The sequence below is a fragment of the Rhizorhabdus antheiae genome (genome assembly GCF_049889055.1).
In the GTDB taxonomy this organism is placed as follows: Bacteria; Pseudomonadota; Alphaproteobacteria; order Sphingomonadales; family Sphingomonadaceae; genus Rhizorhabdus.
In genome coordinates this window covers 304,846-330,922 of the sequence record NZ_JBLTWO010000002.1, presented here as the reverse complement: position 1 = coordinate 330,922, position 26,077 = coordinate 304,846, and the positions used below count along the sequence as shown (strand labels likewise).

The 26,077-nt window shown below is 65.5% G+C and carries 18 protein-coding genes; 10 read left to right on the top strand and 8 right to left on the bottom strand.

Features of this window, described 5'->3' with window-relative positions:
- Positions 1 to 8: 8 nt before the first annotated feature.
- Both ACNI3R_RS05955 and ACNI3R_RS05950 read left to right on the top strand, forming a co-directional pair.
- A complete protein-coding gene (locus ACNI3R_RS05955) occupies positions 9 to 1,385 on the top strand; it encodes a hypothetical protein (protein ID WP_426180767.1) in 1,377 nt (458 codons plus the stop codon).
- Positions 1,382 to 2,737 carry a Dyp-type peroxidase gene (locus ACNI3R_RS05950; RefSeq protein ID WP_426180765.1) on the top strand — a complete coding sequence of 452 codons (1,356 nt, stop codon included), beginning with the start codon at positions 1,382 to 1,384 and terminating at the stop codon, positions 2,735 to 2,737. The genes ACNI3R_RS05955 and ACNI3R_RS05950 overlap by 4 nt, the downstream gene beginning before the upstream one ends.
- Before the next feature lie 290 nt (positions 2,738 to 3,027).
- On the opposite strand, the gene ACNI3R_RS05945 is transcribed toward ACNI3R_RS05950, so the two are convergent.
- Both ACNI3R_RS05945 and ACNI3R_RS05940 read right to left on the bottom strand, forming a co-directional pair.
- Complete coding sequence (locus tag ACNI3R_RS05945) at positions 3,028 to 3,642, bottom strand: response regulator transcription factor (RefSeq protein ID WP_426180763.1); 615 nt, start codon at positions 3,640 to 3,642, stop codon at positions 3,028 to 3,030.
- Positions 3,635 to 5,221, bottom strand: coding sequence for a PAS domain-containing sensor histidine kinase (locus tag ACNI3R_RS05940; protein ID WP_426181463.1), 1,587 nt, complete (start codon positions 5,219 to 5,221; stop codon positions 3,635 to 3,637). Before ACNI3R_RS05940 ends, ACNI3R_RS05945 begins: the two co-directional genes overlap by 8 nt.
- A 505-nt stretch (positions 5,222 to 5,726) precedes the next feature.
- Between ACNI3R_RS05940 and ACNI3R_RS05935 the strand changes: the two genes are divergently transcribed.
- A complete protein-coding gene (locus tag ACNI3R_RS05935) occupies positions 5,727 to 6,992 on the top strand; it encodes an MgtC/SapB family protein (protein ID WP_426180761.1) in 1,266 nt (421 codons plus the stop codon).
- On the opposite strand, the gene ACNI3R_RS05930 is transcribed toward ACNI3R_RS05935, so the two are convergent.
- Both ACNI3R_RS05930 and ACNI3R_RS05925 read right to left on the bottom strand, forming a co-directional pair.
- Positions 6,924 to 8,558, bottom strand: a complete 1,635-nt coding sequence (locus ACNI3R_RS05930) for an MBL fold metallo-hydrolase (protein WP_426180759.1) — start codon at positions 8,556 to 8,558, stop codon at positions 6,924 to 6,926. The genes ACNI3R_RS05935 and ACNI3R_RS05930 overlap by 69 nt on opposite strands.
- A gap of 57 nt (positions 8,559 to 8,615) precedes the next feature.
- Positions 8,616 to 9,422: a universal stress protein gene (locus ACNI3R_RS05925; protein WP_426180757.1), complete on the bottom strand. Its 807-nt coding sequence runs from the start codon at positions 9,420 to 9,422 to the stop codon at positions 8,616 to 8,618.
- A 256-nt stretch (positions 9,423 to 9,678) separates the two neighbouring features.
- Here ACNI3R_RS05925 and gltB point away from each other — a divergent pair, with 256 nt between their 5' ends.
- Together gltB and ACNI3R_RS05915 are read left to right on the top strand one after the other, a co-directional pair.
- Positions 9,679 to 14,331: a glutamate synthase large subunit gene (gltB, locus tag ACNI3R_RS05920; protein ID WP_426180756.1), complete on the top strand. Its 4,653-nt coding sequence runs from the start codon at positions 9,679 to 9,681 to the stop codon at positions 14,329 to 14,331.
- 13 nt (positions 14,332 to 14,344) lie between these two features.
- The gene (locus tag ACNI3R_RS05915; RefSeq protein ID WP_426180754.1) at positions 14,345 to 15,781 is read left to right on the top strand and encodes a glutamate synthase subunit beta; all 1,437 of its coding nucleotides are present in this window, start codon (positions 14,345 to 14,347) and stop codon (positions 15,779 to 15,781) included.
- A gap of 101 nt (positions 15,782 to 15,882) precedes the next feature.
- Here the strand turns inward: ACNI3R_RS05915 and typA are convergent, their stop codons facing one another.
- On the bottom strand, positions 15,883 to 17,703 hold the full coding sequence (gene typA / locus ACNI3R_RS05910; protein WP_426180752.1) for a translational GTPase TypA: 1,821 nt from the start codon (positions 17,701 to 17,703) through the stop codon (positions 15,883 to 15,885).
- 359 nt (positions 17,704 to 18,062) lie between these two features.
- Here typA and ACNI3R_RS05905 point away from each other — a divergent pair, with 359 nt between their 5' ends.
- Both ACNI3R_RS05905 and ACNI3R_RS05900 read left to right on the top strand, forming a co-directional pair.
- Complete coding sequence (locus ACNI3R_RS05905; RefSeq protein WP_426180751.1) at positions 18,063 to 19,250, top strand: toxic anion resistance protein; 1,188 nt, start codon at positions 18,063 to 18,065, stop codon at positions 19,248 to 19,250.
- A gap of 11 nt (positions 19,251 to 19,261) precedes the next feature.
- Complete coding sequence (locus ACNI3R_RS05900) at positions 19,262 to 19,975, top strand: hypothetical protein (protein WP_426180750.1); 714 nt, start codon at positions 19,262 to 19,264, stop codon at positions 19,973 to 19,975.
- On the opposite strand, the gene ACNI3R_RS05895 is transcribed toward ACNI3R_RS05900, so the two are convergent.
- Positions 19,963 to 20,832: an ABC transporter substrate-binding protein gene (locus ACNI3R_RS05895; RefSeq protein ID WP_426180748.1), complete on the bottom strand. Its 870-nt coding sequence runs from the start codon at positions 20,830 to 20,832 to the stop codon at positions 19,963 to 19,965. The two genes, ACNI3R_RS05900 and ACNI3R_RS05895, sit on opposite strands and share 13 nt — an antisense overlap.
- 44 nt (positions 20,833 to 20,876) lie before the next feature.
- Between ACNI3R_RS05895 and ACNI3R_RS05890 the strand changes: the two genes are divergently transcribed.
- A complete protein-coding gene (locus ACNI3R_RS05890; RefSeq protein ID WP_426180746.1) occupies positions 20,877 to 21,881 on the top strand; it encodes a FecCD family ABC transporter permease in 1,005 nt (334 codons plus the stop codon).
- Between the two features lie 13 nt (positions 21,882 to 21,894).
- On the opposite strand, the gene ACNI3R_RS05885 is transcribed toward ACNI3R_RS05890, so the two are convergent.
- Positions 21,895 to 22,833, bottom strand: coding sequence for a glycosyltransferase family 2 protein (locus ACNI3R_RS05885; protein WP_426180744.1), 939 nt, complete (start codon positions 22,831 to 22,833; stop codon positions 21,895 to 21,897).
- Positions 22,834 to 22,865: 32 nt separating this feature from the next.
- Positions 22,866 to 24,350 (bottom strand): hypothetical protein, encoded by a 1,485-nt coding sequence (locus ACNI3R_RS05880; protein ID WP_426180742.1) that lies wholly within the window; start codon positions 24,348 to 24,350, stop codon positions 22,866 to 22,868.
- Positions 24,351 to 24,435: 85 nt separating this feature from the next.
- Between ACNI3R_RS05880 and ACNI3R_RS05875 the strand changes: the two genes are divergently transcribed.
- Both ACNI3R_RS05875 and mazG read left to right on the top strand, forming a co-directional pair.
- Positions 24,436 to 25,326: a LysR family transcriptional regulator gene (locus tag ACNI3R_RS05875; RefSeq protein WP_426181460.1), complete on the top strand. Its 891-nt coding sequence runs from the start codon at positions 24,436 to 24,438 to the stop codon at positions 25,324 to 25,326.
- Between the two features lie 5 nt (positions 25,327 to 25,331).
- Complete coding sequence (mazG, locus tag ACNI3R_RS05870; protein ID WP_426180740.1) at positions 25,332 to 26,072, top strand: nucleoside triphosphate pyrophosphohydrolase; 741 nt, start codon at positions 25,332 to 25,334, stop codon at positions 26,070 to 26,072.
- The last annotated feature ends 5 nt before the right edge of the window (positions 26,073 to 26,077 follow it).

The window sequence follows — 26,077 nt, the reverse complement described above, 5'->3', positions numbered from 1 at the left end:
AGGAAGCAATGGTTTGGACGTTCGATCCACCCGGCAATGTGCCAGACTTCGTCGATCCCGCGCGCTGGCACGCCGTGATGGCGGCGCATGCCGACGACATGCTCTGGCAGCTCGCAGCCCACGCGCTGGACAACAAAATATCAAGCCTGACCGCCGCGGACCTCGATCATTTCGGCCCGGCACTGGCGTATGCCCATCCACTCTACCAACCCGTGCCCCCGAATGCGGAAACCGTCGCGCTGAAGCCCTGGTCGGGCTTCCCGCGCTTCGTCGATCGCCACGCTCCCTGGCCGCTACCGCCGATCCCGCACGATCTGGACGGCAGCCTGCGCACCGTCGAAGATCTGGGCGATCACGATTATGCGCCGGGGCGCTTCGTCGACGGCGACGGCGATCCGGTCGACCTTCCGGTCCGTCACCGCCAGAACGAATATCTCGAATGGGCCGCGCGGCGCGGCGCGGATGGGCGGCTGTCCAGCATCACCTTCGTCGCCGAGGGTCATGATTATTTCTCCGCGCTATTCGACGCGGACGAACGAGCGGTGGTCGAGCTGTACCAGCGCTTCACCGGTGTCCCCGGCATTACCGCGGACGCGCTACGCGCGCGAACCGGAATCTGGCGTGTCGCCCCGACGGGCGAGCGCGCATTGGTCGCGCGGCCGGGCGGCTACAACTACCGCAACCCGCTCAATATCGATCCGGGGATCGTCCACCTCTCGCATCATGCTAATTCGCTCATCGCGCAGATCAGCGTCGCGGGCGTATCCGGCCTGATCCGCTTGAAGGCCGATGGCACGCTCGTCTCGGGCATCGATGCGGAGGAACTGCTGTGCTGCAATCGCGGCGGCGATCCGAACCGCAACAGCGATCCCAAAATTTCGCAGCAGGCCTACACCCTGACGCGAAACGGATATCGTTATACGCTCGCCAATCCGGTCGGCGTCTACATATCCGGCGTCGACGAACAGAGCATCACGCTTCCCGATGGCAAGCCATTGCCGCGTGAATGGTGGACGGCCGTACGCGGCCGCGATCTGTGGAGCGACGGCGGATCGCGCGTGCTGCGCCTGGAAATCGCACCGCCGCCCGGCGAGACGATCGGCCTTGAAGACCTGAAAGTGAACGGAAGCGCGCTGCGTTTTCCGGGGCAAGTCGCGCGTCTCATCGGTGTCCACCTGTTCGTGACGCGCTGGAAACGGGAGACGCCGGGAACAGGTCCAAGCGCCCGCTGTCTTGGCACCTGCTGCTGCGCGGAGGGTAAGCGCGTGCTGTTGCGCGACGATCATGGACGCTGCCGGCCAGGTACCAAGATCGCGTTTCCGGGCCTCATCTCCCCGGTCATTGAGGATCTGGGTCCGCACGCGCCAGCGCCGACCGTAGGATGAGCGATCGTCCGCTCGCCTTCGACGATATCCAGGGCGACATTCTCGGCGGCTTCAACACCGACGTGCAAATCTTGCTCGGCTTCGGCGCGACCGAAGATGCCGCGCGGGCCGCCGCTATCGCCTGGCTCGCGAGGCTTGCGCCGGACATCACCTCTGTCGCGGACGTGCGCCGAACCCGCACGGCGATGAAAGCGCACGACACGTGTTCCGACGCCGCGCCAGTCTGGCTTGCGGTCGCGCTTAGCAAGGCGCTGCTCGGCTTCGCGGCGCCGGACGTGTTGATCCTGGATCAGGCGTTTCATGACGGGATGATCGATGGCGCCGCCAGCTCGCTTGGCGACCGCTCCAACCCCGACGATTGGGTAGCGGGCGCACCGTCGCGACCGATCGATATTCTCCTGAAGGTCGCTGGCAACGATCCGCGCTCCGTCACGGCACGCGCCGAGGCGATTTTCCACGATGCGCGTAGCCGCGGCCTCACCCTGACCTATTGCGAACGCGGTGATCGCTTGCCGGGCGAGATCGAGCATTTTGGATTTCGCGATCATATCTCGCAACCAGAGGTGCTCGGCGACGGGACCGCGGGCGGTCATGCCCCGGGGCGCTTCCTATTCGGCTATCCGCGCGATCCGGGCGGGCAGCCGCCAGCGCTGACCGTCGACCCGCACAGCGTCACCGATAACGGGTCCCTGCTCGTGTTTCGGCGATTGGTGCAGGATGTGCGAGCTTTCCGTAGCTTTGTGGCAGAGCGCGCCGCATCGCTCCAAGCGTCCTGGCCCGGACTGACTGCCGATCATCTCGCGGCGCTGATCGTCGGTCGCTGGCCCTCCGGCGCCCCCTTGCAGGCAGGGCGGCACGCGGACCCACGTCCCGCGGACCCCGACAACAGTTTCGACTTTTTTGGGGATGATGATGGCATGGTCTGTCCCTTCGGCGCGCATATTCGCAAGGTGAACCCGCGCAAGGGATCATCAGACGTCGTCGAGGTGCCGCGGATGCTGCGTCGTGGCACCCCCTTCGGGCCGCTGTTCGAAGAGAATCCGACGGCCGAGCGCGGTCTCCTCTTTTTGGCGTATCAAGCCTCGATCACAGCGACGTTTCTGTTCGTTTCCAGTCGCTGGATGAACAGTGGGAAATCGCCCGGCAGAGGCGACGACCTTCTCGTCGGGCGCCCGTTCGATGATCGCGCCATGGTCATTCAAGGTCCCGATGGCCCGGTCGAACTCCGCACCGGTGGCCTCCAGTGGATCAGGCCAACCGGCGGGGTCTATCTTTTCGCGCCCGGTATCGCTGGGCTGAAGAAACTTTGCGCGATAGCGGGCAGCAAGTCGCCAGGCGGAGCGGCCCCGTAGGGGCCACCATGCGGCTTCTCCTTTAGATATTAATGGCTTAGCGGCAGTTTCGAGAACTGTCTCCCGCAGTTTCTTCGACAGCGAAATCACAGAGCTTTGATCCACTTTGGATCAATTTGTCCTCCTGCCTCATCCTCATTGCGCACCCTGAACAATTGGCAACGGGAAGGCCTTAAACGTCGTTTAGCTGCCATCATCCGAACTCCCCGCCAAGACAGCTACCGCACGAGATAGTTCAACCGTAAGAGAGCGTTCTATGCGGTTTCGTCGCCTCGCGCCAACGGCAGCGCCTACTCCCCCATCCCCGCGGCAAAGGCGATGCGCAGCGCTTCCGACAGGCTCCGTACGCCCAGCTTGGTCATCAGATTGGCGCGGTGCACCTCGACCGTGCGGGGGGAGATGTCGAGGTCATAGGCGATCGTCTTGTTGGGCAGGCCCTTGGCGAGCCCATCGAGCACCTCGCGCTCGCGGCCGGTGAGTTTGCCCAGCATCACATGGGCTTCCTCGTTCCGCTCCAGATCGGCGACGTTCTTCCCCAGCCGGGCATGCGCCGCCTCGATCGCGGACATCAGCACCGCCTTCTCGAACGGCTTCTCGATGAAGTCGACCGCGCCGGCCTTCATCGCCCGGACCGCGATGCCGACGTCGCCATGGCCGGTCAGGATGATCACCGGCATGGTGATGCCGCGCTCGTTGAGCGCCTGCTGCACCTCCAGCCCGTCCATCTCTGGCATGCGGACGTCGAGCAGGATGCAGCCGGGCTCGGCCGTCTTGGCTTCCTTGAGGAAGGCGACGCCGCTTTCCCATGTCTCGACAGCATAGCCCGAGGTCGACAGCATGAACTTTGCCGACCGCCGGATCGAATCCTCGTCGTCCACGATATGTACCAGCCGCTTGTCAGCCATCTTGGTCCTCCGTTTCTATTCTTGCGATGGTGAACAGGAAGTTCGAGCCGCCGGTCGCATCGGGCTCGTACCAGATCCGTCCGCCATTGGCCTCGACGATGGTCCGGCAGATCGACAGGCCGAGCCCCATGCCGTCGGTCTTGGTGCTGTTGAAGGCGCGGAACAGGTCGGCGGCGATCTCTGGCGCGACGCCCGGTCCGGTGTCGCGGACGGTGACCCGCACGAAGCCGTCGTCTTCGGCCTGGGTCGACAGATGGAGTTCGCGCGGCGTGCCGGCCGGCTGGGTCGACATCGCTTCGAGCGCGTTGCGCATCAGGTTGATCAGCACCTGCTGGATCTGGACCCGGTCGACCAGCACCGGGCCCGCCTGCCGATCGATGTCGAACTCGACATGGACGCCCCTCTCGCGCGCACCGATCAGAGCCAGTTTCGCCGCCTCGTCGATCAGTGCCGGCAGATCCTCGACGGTCTTTTCGACCTCGCCCCTGGCGACGAACTCGCGCAGGCGGCGAACGATCTGGCCGGCGCGCATGGCCTCGCTCGCCGTTTCCGACAGCGCATCGCGGATGATCGGAAAATCGTGCGCCTGCGGGTACTCGAGCATGTCGCGGATCGTCTCGACATAGTTCATGACCGCCGTGATCGGCTGGTTCAGTTCATGCGCGAGGGTCGACGCCATCGTGCCCATCGCGCTCACCCGCGCGACATGGATCAGATTGGATCGAAGATCCTCGATCCGCTGCTCGGCCTGCATCTGTTCGGTCAAATCGCTGATGAAGCCGGTAAAGACCGGCTCTCCTTCGACCGCCGCCTCGCCCACCGCGAGTTGCATGGGGAAGGTCGACCCGTCGCGCTTGAGCCCGGACACTGTCCGGCCGATGCCGATGATCCTGCGTTCCCCGGTCGCCAGATAGCGGTGGATGTAAGCGTCGTGACGCTCACGGTCGGGGGACGGCATCAGCCGGCTGATATTCGCCCCGAACACCTCCTTCTCGGAATAGCCGAACAGCCGCTCCGCCGCCGCACTGAACGAGATGATCCGCCCGCGCGAGTCGATCACGATCATCGCATCGGGCACGGTCGACAGGATCGACCGCATCTGCGCCGCGCTCGACTGAAGCTGGCGTTCGGCCGCGCGTTGCTCGGTCACGTCGCGAATCACTCGGCCGAAGCCGCGCAGCTTTCCCTTGTCGTCGTACAGGGCTGTCAGCGAGATGTTGGCTAGGAACTGCGTGCCATCCTTGCGGCATCCCATTTCCTCTTCCTGAAACCGACCCTCACGCTTCGCTCGCTCGAGATCGGCCTGCGGCTTCCCGGCATAGACGGCTTCGGCGGAGTAAAACTCCGAGAAATGGCGCCCGACCGCTTCGGACTCGCACCACCCCTTGAGCCTTTCCGCCCCCTTGTTCCAGATCGTGACCCGGCCCTCGGGGTCGAGCATGTAGATCGCATATTCGGCAGCACCGTCGATCAGCAGGTTGAGTTCGTCGGCGGTCTGCCCAGCCGCCTGGCGAGAACGCCCCGCTGCCCGGTCGGCGAGATAGCCCAGGAGGATGAGGGTCGCCGCTCCGGCCGCCATGCTCAGCAAAGCGGGGGGACCATAGGCGATCGGCCCGAAGAACGCCTCGACCCGTTCAGCGAGCAGCGCCACGAAGACGGTGGTGATCAGCGCAGGGACCGCGCCCCCGACCAGCGCCGCAGCGAGTATCGGAAGCAGCAGCAGGATGTTCCCGCCATCGACGAGCGACGGCAAGCGGCCCATCGCGGCGGCAAGCGCCAATATTGCTACCCCCGCCAATCCAGCGAGGACGCCCTGCGCCAATCTTCGATACGCCCCTGTCAAACGCGCAAGCCCCTATGTCCGGCTGTCACCCCCGCCCCGGATGATCCACCGACATTCCACCGCTCTCCCCCGTGCGGCCAACTCCCCATCGCTCTGTCGTTACAACAGCATACCGAGCCAGGGCCCGTCCAATATTTGAGAATATATCCGTATTTATACATATCGCCCGATGCGCGCGCAGCGGCAAAGCTGATCCTCGCCCGCTGTCTGTGCACGGGCAGGATCGCGGCATCGGAGTATCATGGCCCCTCTCCTCCCATCGACGCTGATCGCCCTCGGTCAGGCGCTCGCGGCCGGGCTGCTGATCGGCCTCCAGCGCGGCTGGACGACCCGGTCTGCTCCGGCAGGTACGCGTGTAGCCGGACTGCGCACTCATGGCCTGATCGGCCTCGTCGGCGGTGTCGCAGGGCTGATGCCCGTCGCGCTGGCCATAGCCATGGCCGTAGGGACCGCAGCCCTGCTCGCGATCGGCTATTGGCGGCGCAGCGCCGGCGCAAGCGGCCTGAGCGCCACAGGCGCGATCGTTGCGCAATTGACCTTCGCGCTCGGCTTCCTCGCCACGACCGGCCATGCCACCGAGGCGGTTGCGGCCGCCGCTGTCGTGACCGCGCTGCTGTCCGCGCGGCAGCCGCTCCATGGACTGCTCAACGGCATGACGGGCGCCGAGATGCGCGCCGCCGCCCGCTTCGCGATCATCGCGCTCGTTATCCTGCCGCTGCTGCCCGACCGCCCCATGGGCCCGCTCGACGCCTGGAACCCTCATCAACTGTGGCTGGTGGTGGTGCTCGTCTCCGGCCTGTCCTTCGCAGGCTATGTTGCCAGCCGAAGGAGCAGCCCCGGACAGGGGATAGTGATGACGGCGCTGCTGGGGGCACTCGTGTCCTCGACCGCCGTCACGACCGCCTGCGCCCGGCGCATGGCCACCGAGCCCGAGGCACATGGCGCGCTGTCCTCGGCCATCCTGCTGGCAGGCGGCATCATGTATGCCCGCGTGATCGTTCTGACCGCGTTGCTCGTCACACCTGTGGCCCCCTGGATTGCCGCGGTGCTCATTCCCGCTTTGATCCTGCTCCTGTCACCGACGCTGCGGACGATGCGGGCCGCCCGCGCACAAGGGAGCGCGGTCGAAACGAAGGCGGGCAACCCGCTCGACATCCACATCGCCCTGGGGCTTGCCGCGCTGGTCGCGGTCATGATCCTCGTCAGCAAATGGGCATTGGCCAGCTTCGGCAATCTCGGCTTTTCCGCCGTCCTGCTGCTGACCGGGTTCGCAGATGTCGATGCTGCGATCATGACCCTGTCCGGCGTTCCCCGCGAGACGATTGCCCCACCGCTGGCGGCCGCGATATTGGCGGGACCAGTCATCGCCAACACGCTGCTGAAGGCGGGCATCACACTCAGCCTCGCCGGTCGATCCGGCCGGTCTACCGCCGCCTGGCTAGCGGGCAGTGGCCTTGTGGCGGGCGTGGTCGCCGCCCTTCTTGCTATCGGGACTGGCGTGCCCTGAACCGGGATGCTGCCCGGCAAAATGGTCGAGGATGCGCCGCATCTGCCGAAGCGCCTCGCGCCTCGCTGCCTCGCCTTCGATACGCTGGATATCCCGCTTCAGGTTGACGGCAAGGTCGGCATAGTCGTTCTGCCAGTCCCCGCCGAGAATCGCGGCCACGGCCGGATCCCCGGTCTTCAGCCGGTGAGCCCCCGTGGCGGGGTCGAGCAGGTAGCTCTCGCCGATCGCCGGTATCAGGACCTCATGACGCGCCTCGGTCGCCTTACGCAGGGCCTCCAGTGCCTCGCTCTCGCCGTGCCAGAGGAACAGCGCTCCGGTCACCGGCTCCCGCCGAGCGATCCAGTGCAGCAGGTCGCTGCGATCGGCATGCGCGGAATAGGCCTCGATCCGCGCGACTTTGGCCCGGACGGCGACGTCACGGCCCGAGATGCGGACACGCGATGCCCCGTCGACGATCGTCCGGCCGAGCGTCCCTCGCGCCTGGTAGCCGACGAACAGGACGGTGGAATCCGAGCGGCCGAGATTGTGGAGCAGGTGGTGGCGGACCCGCCCGCCTTCGCACATCCCCGATCCGGCCAGGATGACCGCGCCGCTGACATGGTTGAGCCGCATCGATTCCGCCGTTTCCTCGACATAGTGGAAGGCGGAATGGCGGAACAATGCGCCGTCATGCGTGCCTGGCAGATGCTGACGACCGAACAGGTCGGTGGCGCGGATCGCCAGCGGGGAGTCGAGAAAGGTCGGCCGCGGCGGAACGCTGCCTGATTCATACAACAAAGCGAGATCGGCAAGGATCTCCTGCGCACGTTCGATCGCGAAGACGGGGATGACGAGGTTGCCGCCCCGGCGCCCTGCCTCTACGACTTCGGCGCCCAGACGCTCGCGGCGAGCCTCCGCGCTCAGCCCTTCTTTTTCGCGGTCGCCATAGGTCGACTCGCAGAAGAGAAAGTCGACACCGGACGGGCCTGCCGACGGCGGCTCGAGATTTGTCACGGCGGGGCCGATATCGCCCGAAAAGAGCAGCCTCGCGCCACCCAACTCGACCTCGATCGACGCCGAACCGAGGATATGACCCGCATTCCAGAAGCGGGCGCGGACATCCGGCACAGGCTCGAACCATTGGCCGACATCGCTGGTCCGCGTGGCCGCCGCCGCCCGCTCGGCGTCGCGAAGCGTGTAGAGCGGCTCGACCGGTGCCTCATCGGCCCGGTCTCGGCGGCGATTGCGGCGCATCGCCTCACCTTCCTGCAGGCGGGCTGAATCGGCCAGCATGAACGAAAGCAGTTCGGCCGTGGGCGGAGTGCAGCAGATCGGGCCTGCAAATCCATCGCCGACAAGCCGAGGAAGCAAACCGCTGTGATCGATATGCGCGTGGGTCAGCAGCACCGCGTCGACCGCCGAGGGGTTGAAAGCGAAAGGCTCGGCATTCATCCTTTCAAGGCTGCGCGATCCCTGGAACAGCCCGCAGTCGACCAGCAGACGACGGCCCGCCCAGCGCAGTTCCGCGCAGGAGCCCGTCACCGTCCCGGCCGCGCCATGAAAGACGATTTCGACACTGCCGGTCATAGCTTCGCCCTCCCGCCATTTGCGCCTGCGGCAGGCCGTTCGCCTGATGTCATCGGCTCAGTGCACCAGGAACAGCGGGACAGGGCTTTCATTGAGCAAGCGTCTTGTTACCCCGCCGAAGAGCGCCTCTGCCAAACGCGAATGCCCATAGGCGCCCATCACGACATAGTCGCTCCGATCGGCCGTGATAGCCGCGAGCAGAGTCTCCGCCACATTCCGACCCGCCGGCTTTTCGGCGCGAACCACCACATGGATGCCGTGGCGCGACAAATAGGTCGCGGCATCGCTCGCCGACCCGACTGTCGAACCATCCTCGATCTCCAGCACCTGCACATGCCCGGCCTTCGCGAGCAGAGGGACTGCGGCGCACAAAGCGCGCTCGGCTTCGATCGAACCGTCCCAGGCGACAAGCGCCCGCCCCGTGACGGCAAGCCCCCGCATCTTCTCGGGGACCGCGAGGACGGGCTTGCCGCTCTTCAGGAGCAGTTCCGCCGTTGCGGCGTGCATATCGGGAATGGGCAACCCATCGAGCCGACGGTTGAGAATGATCAAATCGTTGAGCCCTGCCGCCTTCGCCAGGCAGGGCGCGATCTCCCCGGTCGCTTCGAACCAGGTCCAGGGAACCCCCTCCTGCGTAAGGCGTCGCTCGATCGTGGTGCGGTTGGCCGCTTCGCGCGCCTTTTCCTCGGTCAGCAGTATCGCGGTCCCTGCGCCACCCGACCAGGCGTCGGCCTCGATCACCGGCAGAATAGCGATATCGACACAGTTGAGATGGCCATCGAAGGCCCGGACAAGATCCAGCGCGACCTGAAGCCGGGCTTCTTGCCCGTCGTCGTCATGCACCAGCAACAGCAGATTCTTCATCGGAGCCTCCATTATGCGATGCCGGGAAAACTGCGCCCCGCTAGCGATGGGCGACATCCGGTTAAGTACGGACCTGGGCTCGGCGACCGCCTTTGGGTGCATTTGCAACTAAAATGCGCGATGAACCGCCCCATTGATAGATCAGGTTGCACGCCCCCGTCTTTTTGAAGGGTTCCTTCACGGGCGCATCGCTGTATAGGCACCGCTTTCGAAGGACCGGTCAGTACCGGGCCACATGGGGGAGCTAGATCGCCGGATGAGCTATCCGCAGAACCAGGGTTTGTACGATTCCCGCAACGAGCACGACGCGTGCGGCGTCGGCTTCATCGCGAATATTCGTGGCATCAAATCCAACGAAGTGGTGCAGCGCGGCCTGGAGATTCTGCTCAAGATCGATCACCGTGGCGCGGTCGGCGCAGATCCGCTGCTCGGTGACGGTGCCGGCATCCTCATCCAGATTCCCGACGCGCTGCTGCGCGCCTGGGCGGGCGGCACTGGCGTCACCCTGCCCCAGCCTGGCGACTATGCGGTCGCCATGTGCTTCCTGCCGCGCGACGCGGCGGCCCGCGCCTTCGCCGTCTCCAATTTCGAGAAGTTCATCGCCAAGGAAGGCCAGACGCTGGTCGGCTGGCGCGACGTACCTGTCGACACCAATGGCCTCGGCCAGGCCGTCCTCGACGAGATGCCGGTCATCCGTCAGGCGATCGTGGCACGCGGCGCCAATTGCCCGGATCAGGACGCGTTCGAACGCAAGCTGCTCGTCATCCGCAAGCAGACGCAGAACCCGCTGGAGAAGCTGGCCGAAAAGCACGGACTGCCGGAGCTCACCGACCTCTATATGCCGTCCTTCTCGAGCCGGACGGTCGTCTACAAGGGCCTGCTGCTCGCCGGCCAGGTCGGCAGTTTCTACAAGGATCTGTCCGATCCGCTGACCACCTCGGCGATCGCGCTGGTGCACCAGCGCTTCTCGACCAACACCTTCCCGAGCTGGAAGCTGGCCCACCCCTATCGCTTCATCGCGCATAATGGCGAGATCAACACGGTTCGCGGCAATGTGAACTGGATGAACGCGCGCCGCCGCACGATGGAATCCGATCTGATCGGTGCCGACCTCGACAAGATCTGGCCGATCATCCCGCACGGCCAGTCGGACACGGCCTGCCTCGACAATGCGCTCGAACTGCTGGTCGCCGGCGGCTATTCGCTCGCCCATGCGGTGATGATGCTGATACCGGAAGCCTGGGCCGGCAACCCGCTGATGGATCCCGACCGCAAGGCCTTCTACGAATATCATGCCGCGCTGATGGAGCCATGGGACGGCCCCGCCGCCGTGGCCTTCACCGACGGCCGCCAGATCGGCGCGACCCTCGACCGCAACGGTCTGCGCCCGGCGCGCTTCCTGGTCACCGACGACGATCATGTCATCATGGCCTCGGAATCGGGCGTGCTCCCGATCCCCGAGGAAAAGATCGTCCGCAAGTGGCGCCTCCAGCCCGGCAAGATGCTCCTGATCGACATGGAGCAGGGCCGGATCATCGAGGATGAGGAGATCAAGGCGAGCCTGGCCACCGCCGCGCCCTATGCGCAGTGGCTGGAAGAGACCCAGTATAAGCTGAAGGACCTGCACGTCCTCGACGCGGACGAGATCGGCGAGACGCCCGCCCTGCGCAACGATCCCCGGTCGCTGCTCGATAGCCAGCAGGCGTTCGGCTACACGCAGGAGGACATCACCAAGTTCCTCGAGCCGATGGCGCGCAACGGCGAGGATCCGATCGGGTCGATGGGAACCGACACGCCGATCGCCGTTCTGTCGAACCGCTCGCGACTGCTGTACGACTATTTCAAGCAGAACTTCGCCCAGGTCACCAACCCGCCGATCGATCCGATCCGGGAGGAACTGGTGATGTCGCTGGTTTCGATGATCGGCCCCCGCCCGAACCTGCTCGGCCGCCAGGCCGGCACGCATCTCCGCCTGGAGGTCGATCAGCCGATCCTGACCAATGAGGATGTCGCCCGTATCCGGTCGGCCGAGGCGCAGCTCGACGGCGCCTTCCGCACCGAGACGATCGACATGACCTGGGAAGCGTCCTCGGGCGCCGAGGGCCTCGCAGCCGCGCTCAAGGAAATGTGCTGGGCGGCGACCGAAGCCGTGCTCGCCGACAAGAACATCCTGATCCTGTCCGATCGCGCCCAGGGCCCCGACCGGATCGCCATGCCCTCGCTGCTGGCAACCGCGGCGGTCCACCATCACCTGGTCAAGCAGGGCCTGCGCATGCAGACCGGCCTCGTGGTCGAGAGCGGCGAAGCGCGCGAAGTCCATCATTTCTGCGTGTTGGCCGGCTATGGTGCCGAGGCGATCAATCCTTATCTCGCCTTCGACACGCTGGAGGAAATCCGCGTCCGCCAGGGGCTGGAACTGAGCAGCTACGACGTCCAGAAGAACTATATCAAGGCGGTCGGCAAGGGCATTCTCAAGGTCATGTCCAAAATGGGCATCTCGACCTATCAGAGCTATTGCGGGGCGCAGATCTTCGACGCCGTCGGCCTGTCCACGGGCTTCGTCGAGAAATATTTCACCGGCACCGCGACCACGATCGAAGGCATCGGCCTTAAGGAAGTTGCCGAGGAGACCGTGCGCCGCCACGCGGCCGCCTATGGCGACAATCCGATCTATCGCAACATGCTCGATGTCGGCGGCGTCTATGGCTATCGCATCCGCGGCGAGGAACATGCCTGGACCCCGGAAAGCGTCGCCTCGCTCCAGCATGCGGTGCGCGGCAACAGCCAGGATCGCTATGCCGAATTCGCCCGCTCGATCAACGAGCAGAACGAGCGCGTGCTCACGATCCGCGGGCTGATGGAGCTCAAGAAGGCGGATAAGCCGATCAGCCTCGACGAGGTCGAACCGGCCTCCGACATCGTCAAGCGTTTCGCCACCGGCGCGATGAGCTTCGGCTCGATCTCGCGCGAGGCGCATACGACATTGGCGCTCGCGATGAACCGTATCGGCGGCCGATCGAACACCGGCGAAGGCGGCGAGGAAGCCGACCGCTTCAAGCCGCTGCCGAACGGCGATTCGATGCGCTCGGCGATCAAGCAGGTCGCCTCGGGCCGCTTCGGCGTGACGACCGAATATCTGGTCAATGCCGACGACATCCAGATCAAGATGGCCCAGGGTGCCAAGCCCGGCGAAGGCGGGCAGCTGCCGGGCGACAAGGTCGACAAGAACATCGCCCGCGTGCGCCATTCGACGCCGGGCGTCGGCCTGATCTCGCCGCCGCCGCACCACGACATCTATTCGATCGAGGATCTGGCGCAGCTGATCCACGATCTGAAGAACGTCAATCCCGGCGCGCGCATCTCTGTGAAGCTCGTATCCGAGGTCGGCGTGGGCACGGTGGCTGCAGGAGTCTCCAAGGCGCGCGCGGACCATGTGACGATCTCCGGCTATGAAGGCGGTACGGGTGCGTCCCCCCTCACCTCGCTGACCCATGCCGGCAGCCCGTGGGAGATCGGCCTGGCCGAGACCCAGCAGACGCTGTTGCTCAACGGTTTGCGCAGCCGCATCGTCGTCCAGGTCGACGGCGGCCTGCGCACCGGCCGCGACGTCGCCATCGGCGCGCTGCTCGGAGCCGACGAGTTCGGCTTCGCAACCGCCCCGCTGATCGCGGCCGGCTGCATCATGATGCGCAAATGCCATCTGAACACCTGCCCGGTCGGCGTCGCTACCCAGGATCCGGTGCTGCGCGCCCGATTCAGCGGCCAGCCCGAGCATGTGATCAACTATTTCTTCTTCGTCGCCGAAGAACTCCGCCAGATCATGGCCGAGATGGGCTTCCGCACGCTGAAGGAGATGGTCGGCCGGGTCGACCGGATCGACATGCGCAAGGCGGTCAACCATTGGAAGGCGCATGGCGTCGAACTGGGCCGGCTGCTTCACCGCGCGGAACCGGCGATGGGCAATACGCTCCACCATTCGCAATTCCAGGATCACGGGCTGGACGCCGCGCTAGACAACGACCTGATCGCCGCCGCCGCAGCGGCGCTGGAGAGCGGGGAGCCGGTGGTCATCGAACGCCCGGTGTTCAACGTGAACCGCACGGTCGGCGCGATGCTGTCGGGCGAAGTCGCCCGCCGTTACGGTCATGCCGGCCTGCTCGAGAACACGATCACGATCCGCCTGACCGGCGTCGCCGGGCAGAGCTTCGGCGCCTTCCTGGCGCATGGCGTGACCCTCGAACTGACCGGTGACGGCAATGACTATGTCGGCAAGGGCCTGTCCGGCGGCCGGGTGATCGTGCGCCAACCGGCGCATGTGAACCGCAACCCGCTGGAGAACATCATCGTCGGCAACACCGTGCTCTACGGCGCGATCGCGGGCGAGGCCTATTTCGAGGGCGTGGCGGGTGAACGCTTCGCCGTGCGCAACTCGGGCGCGATCGCGGTCGTCGAAGGCACCGGCGACCATGGCTGTGAATATATGACGGGCGGCGTAGTCGTCGTGCTCGGCCAGACCGGACGCAACTTCGCGGCGGGCATGTCGGGTGGCATCGCCTATGTCTATGACGCCGACGGGCTGTTCCGTCAGCGCTGCAACCCGGCGATGGTCGATGTCGAGCCGATCGATCCGGCGGCCGACGCCGATGTCGAGGAAGGCCGTCCGCAGCAGCGCGCTGCCAGCGTCCATGACTATGGCATGGGCGACATGCTTCGCCATGACGCGGCACGCCTGCGCATCCTGCTCGAACGCCATCACCTCCACACCGGCAGCGCCCAGGCGGCTGCCCTGCTGGAGGACTGGGACACCACGCTGTCGCGCTTCGTCAAGGTGATGCCGCGCGACTACCGGCGGGCGTTGCAGCAGCTGGAGGCCGAGCGCCTCGCTGCCGCCAACGTCGCTGCCGAATGACCGGAGAATAAAGATGGGCAAGGCAACCGGATTTATCGAGATCGAGCGCAAGGACCGCGGCTATGTGAAGCCGGATGAGCGGCTGAAGCACTGGAACGAGTTCGTCGTCCCGCTGCCGGACAAGGACCTGCGCGACCAGGCAGCGCGCTGCATGAACTGCGGCATTCCCTTCTGTCACAATGGCTGTCCGGTGAACAACATCATCCCGGACTGGAATCATCTGGTTTTCGAGCAGGACTGGAAGAACGCGCTCGAAGTCCTTCATTCGACGAATAATTTTCCGGAGTTCACAGGCCGCGTCTGCCCCGCTCCCTGCGAGGCCGCCTGCACCCTGAACATCCAGGACACGCCGGTCACGATCAAGTCGATCGAATGCGCGATCGTCGATCGCGGGTGGGAGGAAGGCTGGATCAAGCCGCAACTGCCGACCCGCAAGACGGGCAAGTCGGTCGCGGTGGTCGGCTCGGGCCCGGCGGGCATGGCCTGCGCCCAGCAGCTGGCGCGCGCCGGGCACAGCGTGACGCTGTTCGAGAAGAACGACCGGATGGGCGGGCTGCTGCGCTACGGCATTCCAGACTTCAAGATGGAGAAGCATCTGATCAACCGCCGGCTGGTCCAGATGGAGGCGGAAGGCGTCACTTTCCGCACCTCCACCGAAGTCGGCGTGCAGGTGTCGCTCGACTCGCTGCGGGAGAATTACGACGCGATCGTGCTGTCTGGCGGCGCCGAAAAGCCCCGCCCGCTGGAGATACCCGGCTTCGAGCTGCAGGGCGTCCGCTATGCGATGGAGTTCCTGACCCAGCAGAACAAGCGCGTGGCGGGCGACGACGAGCTGCGCGCCGCACCGCGCGGGACGCTGACCGCGACCGGCAAGCATGTCATAGTTATCGGCGGCGGCGACACCGGCTCCGACTGCGTCGGCACCTCGAACCGCCAGGGCGCCGCATCAGTGACCCAGCTCGAGATCATGCCCAAGCCTCCGGAGAAGGAGGCGAAGGCGATGACCTGGCCGAACTGGCCGCTCAAGCTCCGCACCTCGTCCAGCCATGAAGAAGGCTGCGAGCGCGACTGGGCCGTTCTGACCAAGCGTGCGGTTGGCACCAATGGCCAGCTCACCGGGCTCGAATGCGTCCGCGTCGAATGGGTCGATGGGCGGATGCAGGAAGTTCCGGGCAGCGAATTCACGCTGAAGACCGACCTCGTCCTGCTCGCCATGGGCTTCGTCGGCCCCAATGCATCCGGCATGATCGAACAGGCCGGAGTCGAACTGGACGGCCGTGGCAATGTGAAGGCGGACACCAACGCCTATGCCACGAACCAGGACGGTATCTTCGCCTGCGGCGACATGCGTCGCGGCCAGAGCCTGATCGTCTGGGCGATCCGCGAGGGTCGCCAGTGCGCCCGCGCGGTCGACCTGCACCTGATGGGCACGACCGAACTGCCGCGCTAATCTCCGGCCCGCCGGTTCGGCGGGCCGACCACATGAAAGCGACCAGACAAAAAAGGGGCGCCGGTTCGACCGACGCCCCTTTTGTTCTGGGTTTGGAGCCCTCAGGCCGCCTTGGCCCGGCTTGCGCGCTTGCGCTCATGCGGGTCGAGATGGCGCTTGCGCAGGCGGATCGACTTCGGGGTCACTTCGACCAGCTCGTCGTCGTCAATATAGGCGATCGCCTGTTCCAGCGTCATCTTCTTCGGCGGCGTCAGGCGGATCGCGTCGTCCTTGCCGCCCGAAGCGCGGAAGTTGGTGAGCTGCTTCGCCTTCATCGGGTTGACTTCGAGATCGTCGGTCTTGGCGTTCTCGCCGACGATCATGCCCTCATAGAGGGCCTCGCCATGACCGACGAACAGGATGCCGCGCTCTTCGAGCGGACCGAGAGCGTAGCTGTTCGCCTCGCCCGCACCGTTCGAGATCAGCACGCCATTCTTGCGGCCCTCGATATTGCCCTTGTGGGGGCCGTATTTCTCGAACAGGCGGTTCATGATGCCGGTCCCGCGGGTGTCCGACAGGAACTCGCCATGATAGCCGATCAGGCCGCGCGACGGCGCCGAGAAGGTGATGCGGGTCTTGCCGCCACCCGACGGACGCATGTCGGTCATCTCGGCCTTGCGGAGGTTCATCTTCTCCACGACCGTGCCCGAATATTCCTCGTCGACGTCGATGACGACGGTCTCATAGGGCTCTTCCTTGCCGCCCTCTTCATTCTCGCGGAACAGCACGCGCGGACGGCTGATGCCGAGCTCGAAGCCCTCGCGGCGCATCGTCTCGATCAGCACGCCGAGCTGAAGCTCGCCACGGCCGGCAACGTCGAAACTGTCCTTACCGGCGCTCTCCGTCACCTTGATCGCGACGTTGGACTCGGCTTCGCGGAACAGACGGTCGCGGATCATGCGGCTCGTCACCTTGGTGCCCTCACGGCCTGCCATCGGGCTGTCGTTCACCGCGAAGGTCATCGACAGCGTCGGCGGATCGATCGGCTGCGCCTTGATCGGCACAGTGATCGCCGGATCGGCGATGGTGTGCGCCACGGTGGCGACCGTCAGACCGGCCATGCAGATGATGTCGCCGGCCTTGGCCTCCTCGACGGGCACGCGCTCAAGGCCCTGGAAGGACATCAGCTTGGTCGCGCGGCCGGTCTCGACGATCTTGCCATCGACATCGAGAGCGTGGATCGGCTGGTTGAGCTTCACCGTGCCGCTGTTGACGCGACCGGTCAGGATACGGCCGAGGAAATTGTCGCGGTCGAGCAGCGTCACGAGGAAGCTGAACGGCGCGTCGAGGTCGAGCTGCGGTGCCGGGACATGGTCGACGATCCGCTCGAACAAAGGACGAAGCGTGCCCTCGCGCGCCTGAGCATCTTCGCTCGCATAGCCGTTGCGGCCTGAGGCGTAGAGAACCGGGAAATCGAGCTGCTCGTCGGTCGCGTCGAGGCTGACGAACAGGTCGAACACCTCGTTCAGCACCTCTTCGACGCGCGAGTCCGGGCGATCGATCTTGTTCACGACGACGATCGGACGCAGGCCGAGCGCCAGCGCCTTGCCGGTCACGAACTTGGTCTGCGGCATCGCGCCTTCGGACGAGTCCACCAGCAGGATGACACCGTCGACCATCGACAGGATGCGCTCCACTTCGCCGCCGAAGTCGGCGTGGCCGGGCGTGTCGACGATGTTGATCCGCGTGCCTTCCCAGTCGACCGACGTGCACTTGGCCAGGATCGTGATGCCACGTTCCTTTTCGAGGTCGTTCGAGTCCATCGCACGTTCTTCGACGCGCTGGTTGTCACGGAAGGTGCCGGACTGGCGGAACAGCTGGTCGACCAGCGTGGTCTTGCCGTGATCGACGTGCGCAATGATCGCCACGTTGCGGAGGCTCATGGTCGTGAAAATCCTGACTTGAGGGATGTGGCGCGCGCATAGCGGAAATGTCGCGATGCAACAAGGGCAGCGTCGCGCGGCCGATCCGCAGTGGAGCCAATTGCGCCCCACGCTGGACAAAAAAAGGGCCGGTCCGAATGAACCAGCCCGAAGTCATTAGGAGAGGATGCCTGAAAGGCCCGCCCTATCTGGGCGTCGAGCAGCGATTCGACAAATGCGAATGCGTCAATAACAATTGCATTTAATGCAATCGCTTTTCCTGCAACCATCGGCGCGGCTGCCACATAAGCGTATCGCTTGAATAATGCACCTCATGCGGCCATCTTTGCGCACAGCAAAGCACGAGGGAGACGCCGGCGATGGCCAGCACGACGACGACAGAGCAACCGGATCTGGTGCTGCAACCGCCCGCACCGGTGAAGGCGCTCGCGCCGGAGAAGGCTGCCGGGCTCGTTCCCTTGCGTGACGAGCAGCGCTCGCAACTCGAAGAAAAGGTCGAAGCCTTCGTCGAGGAACTGGTCGCTCAGGACGTCAACAGCCCCGAATTCGGCAAGCGCGTCGATTCGATTAGCAATATGGGCCGACGCGAAATCGCCGAAGCCGCCGGCCAGTCGAACCGTTTCCTGGATCGCCCGGTCAAGGCGATCGATGCCGATAATGGCGTCGGCGCGAACCTCGCGGAACTGCGCCGCACGGTCGAGGACCTCGATCCGGGCAAGCGCGACAATCTCTTTACGCGCAAGAAGCTGTTCGGGATCATCCCCTGGGGCGATCGGATGCGCGATTATTTCGACAGCTATCGCTCCGCGCAGAGCCATATCTCGTCGATCCTCAACAGCCTCGCTTCCGGCAAGGATGAACTGATCAAGGACAATGCCGCGATCGACGTCGAACGCCAGAATCTCTGGGCGGCGATGGGCCGGCTCGAGCAGATGATTCATCTGTCGAAGACGCTCGACGAGCGGCTGGAGCAGAAGGCGCTCGAACTCGACAGCAGCGATCCCGAAAAAGCCAAGGCGATCAGGGAAACGGCGCTTTTCTATGTCCGCCAGCGCAGCCAGGATCTGCTGACCCAGATGGCGGTCACGGTGCAGGGCTATCTCGCACTCGATCTGGTCAAGAAGAACAATGTCGAACTGGTGAAGGGCGTCGACCGTGCCTCCACGACGACGGTCTCCGCCCTGCGCACCGCCGTGACCGTGGCGCAGGCGCTGACCAACCAGAAATTGGTGCTGGAGCAGATCACGGCGCTCAACACGACGACGGCGAACATGATCGAATCGACCGGCACGATGCTGAAGAGCCAGACGGCCGAGATCCACAAGCAGGCTGCCTCGTCGACGATCCCGATCGAGACGCTGCAGCGCGCCTTCCAGAATATCTACGACACGATGGACACGATCGACCGCTTCAAGGTCGAGGCGCTGTCCTCGATGAAGCAGACGGTCAATGTGCTGACCTCCGAGGTGGAGAAGTCGAAGGGCTATATCGCCCGCGCCGAAGGCGCTGCCCAGGGGCAGACCGAGCCGTTCAGGGCGCTGGAATAGGATAGAGCGCGATGGTCGACAGCCGCGCTGCGATGGATCGCGCCGAAGAGGTGCTGGAGCGGATTCGCTCGCGCACCACGCCGCGCGCGATCAAGGCGCATAGGCGCCGCGTCGTCGGCTTCTTCCGGCGGCTCCGCCTCGCTTTCTTCGCCGTCCTTGGCGTCGCTCTCGCCGGCGGGATGATCGGCGCCTTCGTGACCCCGTTGGGCATCTGGGGCTTCTTCCTGATGCTGATCGCCATGGCGATCGTCTTCTTCGGCATCCTCGCCTGGCCGCAGGCGCCCGAGCCAACGCCCCAGCAGATGGCGAAGAGCGACCTGCCTCTGCTCCCCTCCCAGACCGAACGCTGGCTGGAGGCTCAACGCCTTGCCCTTCCCGCCCCGGCGCAGCGGCTCGCGGACGATATCGGCATCAAGCTGGAGGCGCTGGGCCCGCAGCTGGCGAAACTCGATCCGCGCGAACCCGCCGCTTATGAGTTCCGCAAGCTGATGGCCGAGGAACTGCCCGAACTGGTCGAAGGCTATAAGCAGGTGCCAGAGGCGATGCGTCGGGTAGAGCGCAATGGCAGTTCGCCCGACCGCCAGTTGGTCGAAGGGCTCAAGGTGGTCGACGACGAGTTGCGCAGGATGGGCGAGCAGCTGGTGAGCGGCGATCTCGACAAGCTGGCCACGCAGGGCCGCTATCTCGAACTCAAATATCGCGGCGCCGAGGATCAGCGCGACTGAGCCGATCGCCCGGCGAGCCGATCGGCCTGCCTTATCCCCCGGTACAGCGCCGCCATGGCGTCGGGGTAGCTCGGGCCGGCGCAGGTGGTCAGCGCCTCGGGCAACAGGATGCGACGGCTGTCCGGAACGACCCGCCGCAACAGCGGGTGTTCGAGCATCTCGGTCCCCCGGTCACGGACGACGCCCTTCTGCTCGACCAGCAGAAAGTCCGGCCGCGCTCGCGCCATCTGCTCGATCGACAGATAGGACAGCATCGGCCGGCCAAGGCGCCCGGCGAGATTGACGAGTCCGGCGCGCCGCATCATCTCGTCGACCAGGGTGCCCTGCCCGGTCAGATAGCCGCGCCGCTGATAATAGGCCGCGACCCGCGCTCGGCCAGGGGGCGGGCCGAGAGCCGCCAGCTGCGCGCGCATGGCCTTTATCAAGGCCTCGCCCCGCTCGGGATGACCGACCGCTGCCGCGACCTGACGCACAGAGCGTTCGATTGCGGGATAATCCTCGGCACGCCCGAGTTCGACAGTCCGGATTTGGCGTCGACGCAGCACCTCCAGCGCGGTCGGCGTCCCGAAGCCCGACGTGAAGACCAGGTCGGGCCGGAGCGTCATCAAATCTTCGGCTCCACCCCGCGTCACGCGGAAGCCTTTTGCCCGCTCATAGGCCCAGGACATGCCTCGATTCTGCGAGAAGCGGTTGAGCGCCGCGATCTGGCCCGGATCGGCCAGAAGAACGAGATATTGATCCGCGCACAGGCTTAGCGACACGATCCGCCTTGGCGGCGAAGCGGAGTTCGCGGATGGAGCCACGACCGAGAGCGTTGCTGCCAGCGCGAAAATCAGGCTCTTCACGGGGCGGCGCATGATCCCTCTTGAAAGCAAGGCGCGTCTGCGGTCAAGCCGACCCCATGGTCCCGTCTCCCCCGCCCCGCGCGTTGCTGATCGCATCGCTGGCGATCCTCGCCCTGCTGCTGGCCGCGGGATCGCTGCTGACCGGTCCGACCAGCTATGGGCCGCGCGAACTGGTGGGGATCGTCGCCGGTACGGGCGACCCTCTGCTGCGCGACATATTGGTCGATCTGCGCCTGCCACGCGCGCTGCTGGGCTTGCTCGTCGGTGCGATGCTGGGCCTCGCTGGCGCAGTGCTGCAGGGCTATCTGCGCAATCCTCTGGCGGAGCCGTCGATCCTCGGCACCTCCAATTCCGCAGCATTGGGCGCGGTCATCGCGCTCTATTTCGGCCTGTCGCAGCTGCAGCCGGCGATGCTGCCGCTGCTTGCCATCGCGGGCGCCCTGATCGGTCTTGCCCCGTTGCTGCTCCTGGCGCGCAAGGCGGAAAGCCCGCTGTCGCTGATCCTCGCGGGGATCGCGGTGGGGACCGCCGCTGGGGCCGGCATCAGCCTCGCACTCAACCTGGCGCCCAATCCCTTCGCCGGCATGGAGATCATGAGCTGGCTGATGGGTTCGCTCGAGGATCGCTCCTTCACCCACGTCTGGATCGCCCTGCCGTGCATCCTCCCCGCAATGCTGCTGCTGTTCCGCGACGCCAGCGCGCTCGATGCGCTGACGCTCGGCGAGGATGCGGCGCAGACACTCGGCATCGACCTCGCCGCCGTTCGGCTGAGATTATTGCTGGGAATCGCGGTCGGCGTCGGAGCGGCGGTGGCCGTCTCCGGCGCGATCGGCTTTGTCGGGTTGATCGTACCGCACCTGCTGCGGCCCTTCACCGACCGTGCGCCGTCATCGCTGCTGCTGCCCTCGGCGCTGGGTGGAGGCGTGCTCCTCTGCGCCGCCGACATTGCCGTCCGGCTGATCCCCACGTCCGATATCGAGCTTCGATTGGGCGTGCTGACCGCGCTGCTTGGCGTGCCGATCTTCGTCTATCATCTCGCCCGCGAACGCCGCCTCTGGTGACGGCCGGGCAAGATCAGCCGGCGCGGTCCTGATCGCCGGGTGCCGGGTGGGCAAGATAAGCAAGCCGCCGAACCTCGCGTCGCCCTCGCACCACCGTGGCCAGGATCAATCCCGTATAGAGGTTGAAGAAGGCGAGGATCATCAACCCCGTGACCAGCAACGCGGTAGGCAGCCGGGGAACAAGCCCGGTCTCGAGATAGGTGAGCCCCAGCGGGACCGCGAGGAGGATGGCAAGCAGCGCGAACAGCCCCCCGATCGCGCCGAAGAACAGCACCGGCTTTTCGATCCGGAAAAGCGTCATGATCGTCCAGAGGATGCGGAAGCCGTCGCGATAGGTGGACAGTTTCGACATCGACCCTTCGGGCCGCGCGCCATAATGGGTCACGACCTCGCCCACCGGCATCTGCAGTTCAAGCGCGTGGATGCTGATCTCGGTCTCGATCTCGAAGCCCGCCGACAGCACCGGAAAGCTCTTCACGAAGCGCCGGGAAAAGACGCGGTAGCCCGACAATATGTCAGAAAAGCTCCGTCCGAAAAGCCGCGCCAATATGCCCGTGAGCATCTTGTTGCCGAAGCGATGGCCGCGACGATAAGCCTCCTCGACCTCGGACTTGCGCGCGCCGACCACCATGTCGAGGCGCTCGGCCAGCATCATGCGGATCAGTTCGGGGGCGGCCGCCGCGTCATAGGTCGCGTCGCCGTCGGCCATGACATAGATGTCGGCCTCGACGTCCGAGAACATCCGCCGGACGACATGGCCCTTGCCCTGCATCCGCTCGGTCCGGACGATCGCCCCGGCGGCGCGGGCAACCTCTACCGTGCGGTCGCGGCTGTTATTGTCGAAGACATAGATGCGCGCGTCGGGCAGCGCCTTGCGGAAGTCGGCGATCGTCGCGCCGATCGCCGCTTCCTCATTGTAGCAGGGCAGGATGACGGCGATATCTGGCTTCATGCCGGCGTTGATAAAGGTCGGCCGGTCGCTTGTCATCCGTGCTTCTCGCCGGATTGCCCACTGCGTCGCCAGAGCAGCGCGGCAAGGGAGGCCATCAGCGGGATCAGCCAGATGATCCGTGCCTGATAACGCGGCTGGGGCTCCGAGACGCCGCCGCCGAGCAGCGCGTTGACCATGGCGCCGATCATGAAAAGGCCGATCCACAGCAGCAGGTCCCGATCGGCCTGGGTCGACGATCTGCCCCGTATCGACCAGGCGAGGAGGAGCAGCACCGATATAACGACGACGGCCTGCTGGAGCCTCGCGACAAGCATCTGAGGCCAGAGGTTCCGGCCACCCAGCGAGGACAGAAGCGCGGCACGCTGGCGGGGCGGCAGCGAGCGCCAGCACCGGTCGCCGGGCGCGCAATGATAGTTGAGGATATCGACCTCGAACCGCAGCATCTGCCGCGTCGCATTATAGGCGATGCGTCCGCCCTGCGCGATCGGATGCTCGGCCAGGACCGCGAGCGCGAAGGCGCTGTCCTGATCGGACATGGCGCGCCGCGTCTGCGCATCGGCGAACATATAGCCGCCCCGCGCCGGATCGAGCGACCAGAGAAACTCACCGGCAGCGACCGACGAGCGGTCCTTCCACGCGCAGGCGGCGAAGGACGGTCGATCGCAATGGTCGCGCAGATAGGCAAGCCCCGGTCCGTCGGCCATGAAGCGCGCGGTCAGCAGCGGCACCAGCAAGGGCCTACGCCCGAACACCCGCTCCACGACCGCGCCGGTTAGCACCACCGATGCGAGCCCGATCGCGAGCAGCGTCAGGGTCGTCAGGAAAGCACCGCGCCATTCCGGCCACGGCCGACCGCCCAACCGCATGCCGACCGGCAGCAGGACGAGCATCGCCCCGATCGCAACAATGTGCGTCAGGTGTGAGAGCAGCGACAGCAGCAGAAGCGCGCCAACGCCCGTCCGCTCCCACCGTCTCATCCGGCCCCTGTCGATCACCATCAGGAGAAAGGCGAGCATGCCGAAGCCCGCCAGAAGATCGGGCATCAAGAGCCCGACGAAGAAGGGCAGCGACGTGCCCAGCGCGAGCAGCGAAACCGTCGCGAGGAGCGCTTGCCGGGTCAACACATCGAACATGCGCAGCGTCAGATGGACCAGCCAATAGGCCGCAACGGCTTGCGCAATCACGAACAGCCAGAAACTGCCGAACAGGAAGGTCATCCACAGCAGGGCCCCGAAATAGGGCGAGCGGCCTGCCATGATGCTCTGGCTGGCGATGTCGTTGCCATGGGCGGCGACATGGCCGCGCGCTTCAGGGCGTTTGGCGGCCGGATCAAGCGCGCGACGATAATGCTCGGTCCACTCGGTCGAGATGCGGTGGCCCGAGAAGATATAGGCGGCGCTGTCCGCTGCCCGCACATAGGAGGTCGTGTCGGGAAAGAAGAAGGGCTGGCCATTGAGAAAGGCAGGCCACGCAAGCGCGCAGATGCAGGCGACGTGCAACAGCCAGCGCTGAATCATCCCTGCCCCCGAAGCCCCGCTACTACCCCGCCGTCATCCGCGATCGGCCATGGCTTTGCAACCGATGTTGGGGCAGCATGCGGCGATGCATGAGGATTATGACCTGTTCGTCGAGATCGTCGACGCCGGAAGCCTCGCGGCTGCCGGCCGGCGGCTGCGCATATCCCCGGCGATGGTGTCGAAACGGCTGGCGCGGCTCGAATCCCGGCTCGGCGCACAACTTGTCCACCGGACCACGCGCCGCCTGCTGGTCACAGAGGTCGGCCAGACCTTCTACGAAGATGTCCGCCATATCGTCGAAGCGACGCGCGCGGCCGAGGCCCGTGTGGCCGGTCGGATCGGGCAGCCGGCCGGGGTGTTGCGCGTGTCAGCCCCTACGTCCTTCGGGCGGCTGCACGTGGTTCCCTATCTGAAGAGCTTTCTCGATCTCCACCCCCGGATCGACCTGACGATCGATCTCGACGACGGCTTCGTCGACCTGCTTGACGAGCGGATCGACGTCGCGATCCGCATCTCGCCGCCGCCGGCCAAATCGCTCGATTCCAGCCTGCTCGCCGAAAATCACCGGATCCTTTGCGCTTCGCCCGCCTATCTCGCCGCACATGGCGCACCGGCCAGCCTCGACGACCTGAGCGCGCATCGCCTGCTCGCCGCCGATCATCAACTGCCCTGGCGCCTCGAAGGACCGGACGGTCCCGCCACGGTCGACGGGCAAAGCGCAGTGCGGACCAATTCGAGCGAGGTCGCGCGCGATCTGGCACTGGCCGGGCTGGGTATCGCCCTGCGGTCGACCTGGGATGTCGGCCCGGCATTGCGCGACGGGCGGCTGATACGGGTGCTCGATGCCTATCGAGGGGCGACCGACGTCGCTATCTATGCGGTTCAGCCGCGCGGCGCGCGCGATACGCCCAATGCGAGCGCATTCATCCGCCACGTGCGCGCCATCTTCTCGCCACAGCCACCCTGGGATAGGTGATCGCGATGATCGAACATCTTCACGCCATCATGGCCCGCCTCCGCGACCCCGAAACCGGCTGCCCCTGGGACGTTCAGCAGGATTTCGCGACGATCGCACCCTACACGATCGAGGAAGCCTATGAGGTCGCCGACGCGATCGAACGCGGCGACATGGATGCGCTGCGCGACGAGCTTGGCGATCTGCAACTGCAAGTCGTGTTCCACGCGCGCATGGCCGAGGAACGAGGCCATTTCGACCTTCGCGACGTGCTGGAGTCGATCTGCGCCAAGATGATCCGCCGGCACCCGCACGTCTTCGGCGACGGGGAAAGTCCCGGCTGGGAGGAGATCAAGGCGAGCGAGCGCGCCGGAAAGTCGGAGGACCGCAGCGCCCTGGCCGGCGTCACCGTCGCCCTCCCCGCCCTGCTCCGCGCGGAAAAGCTGCAAAAACGCGCGGCGCGGACAGGCTTCGACTGGCCCGAGGCCGAAAGCGCGCGCCAGAAGATCGACGAGGAGATGGCCGAAGTCCTATCGGCCGACGGCGATGCCCATCGTTTCGAAGAGATGGGCGACCTGCTGTTCGCGGTGGTCAACTGGTCGCGCAAGCTCGGCATCGACCCAGAAGCCGCGCTGCGCGCCGCCAATGGCAAGTTTGAACGGCGCTTCCGGGCCATGGAAGCGATCGCGGGCGACACGTTCCCAAACCTAGATCTGGACGCACAGGAAGCGCTTTGGGTACAGGCCAAGCAGGCCGAACGCGGCTAAAAAGC

Coding starts and splice junctions, on each gene's coding strand:
- ACNI3R_RS05955 (WP_426180767.1), top strand. CDS start 9: ATGGTTTGGACGTTCGATCCACCCGGCAATGTGCCAGACTTCGTCGAT.
- ACNI3R_RS05950 (WP_426180765.1), top strand. CDS start 1,382: ATGAGCGATCGTCCGCTCGCCTTCGACGATATCCAGGGCGACATTCTC.
- ACNI3R_RS05945 (WP_426180763.1), bottom strand. CDS start 3,642: ATGGCTGACAAGCGGCTGGTACATATCGTGGACGACGAGGATTCGATC.
- ACNI3R_RS05940 (WP_426181463.1), bottom strand. CDS start 5,221: ATGGCGGCCGGAGCGGCGACCCTCATCCTCCTGGGCTATCTCGCCGAC.
- ACNI3R_RS05935 (WP_426180761.1), top strand. CDS start 5,727: ATGGCCCCTCTCCTCCCATCGACGCTGATCGCCCTCGGTCAGGCGCTC.
- ACNI3R_RS05930 (WP_426180759.1), bottom strand. CDS start 8,558: ATGACCGGCAGTGTCGAAATCGTCTTTCATGGCGCGGCCGGGACGGTG.
- ACNI3R_RS05925 (WP_426180757.1), bottom strand. CDS start 9,422: ATGAAGAATCTGCTGTTGCTGGTGCATGACGACGACGGGCAAGAAGCC.
- gltB (WP_426180756.1), top strand. CDS start 9,679: ATGAGCTATCCGCAGAACCAGGGTTTGTACGATTCCCGCAACGAGCAC.
- ACNI3R_RS05915 (WP_426180754.1), top strand. CDS start 14,345: ATGGGCAAGGCAACCGGATTTATCGAGATCGAGCGCAAGGACCGCGGC.
- typA (WP_426180752.1), bottom strand. CDS start 17,703: ATGAGCCTCCGCAACGTGGCGATCATTGCGCACGTCGATCACGGCAAG.
- ACNI3R_RS05905 (WP_426180751.1), top strand. CDS start 18,063: ATGGCCAGCACGACGACGACAGAGCAACCGGATCTGGTGCTGCAACCG.
- ACNI3R_RS05900 (WP_426180750.1), top strand. CDS start 19,262: ATGGTCGACAGCCGCGCTGCGATGGATCGCGCCGAAGAGGTGCTGGAG.
- ACNI3R_RS05895 (WP_426180748.1), bottom strand. CDS start 20,832: ATGCGCCGCCCCGTGAAGAGCCTGATTTTCGCGCTGGCAGCAACGCTC.
- ACNI3R_RS05890 (WP_426180746.1), top strand. CDS start 20,877: ATGGTCCCGTCTCCCCCGCCCCGCGCGTTGCTGATCGCATCGCTGGCG.
- ACNI3R_RS05885 (WP_426180744.1), bottom strand. CDS start 22,833: ATGAAGCCAGATATCGCCGTCATCCTGCCCTGCTACAATGAGGAAGCG.
- ACNI3R_RS05880 (WP_426180742.1), bottom strand. CDS start 24,350: ATGATTCAGCGCTGGCTGTTGCACGTCGCCTGCATCTGCGCGCTTGCG.
- ACNI3R_RS05875 (WP_426181460.1), top strand. CDS start 24,436: ATGCATGAGGATTATGACCTGTTCGTCGAGATCGTCGACGCCGGAAGC.
- mazG (WP_426180740.1), top strand. CDS start 25,332: ATGATCGAACATCTTCACGCCATCATGGCCCGCCTCCGCGACCCCGAA.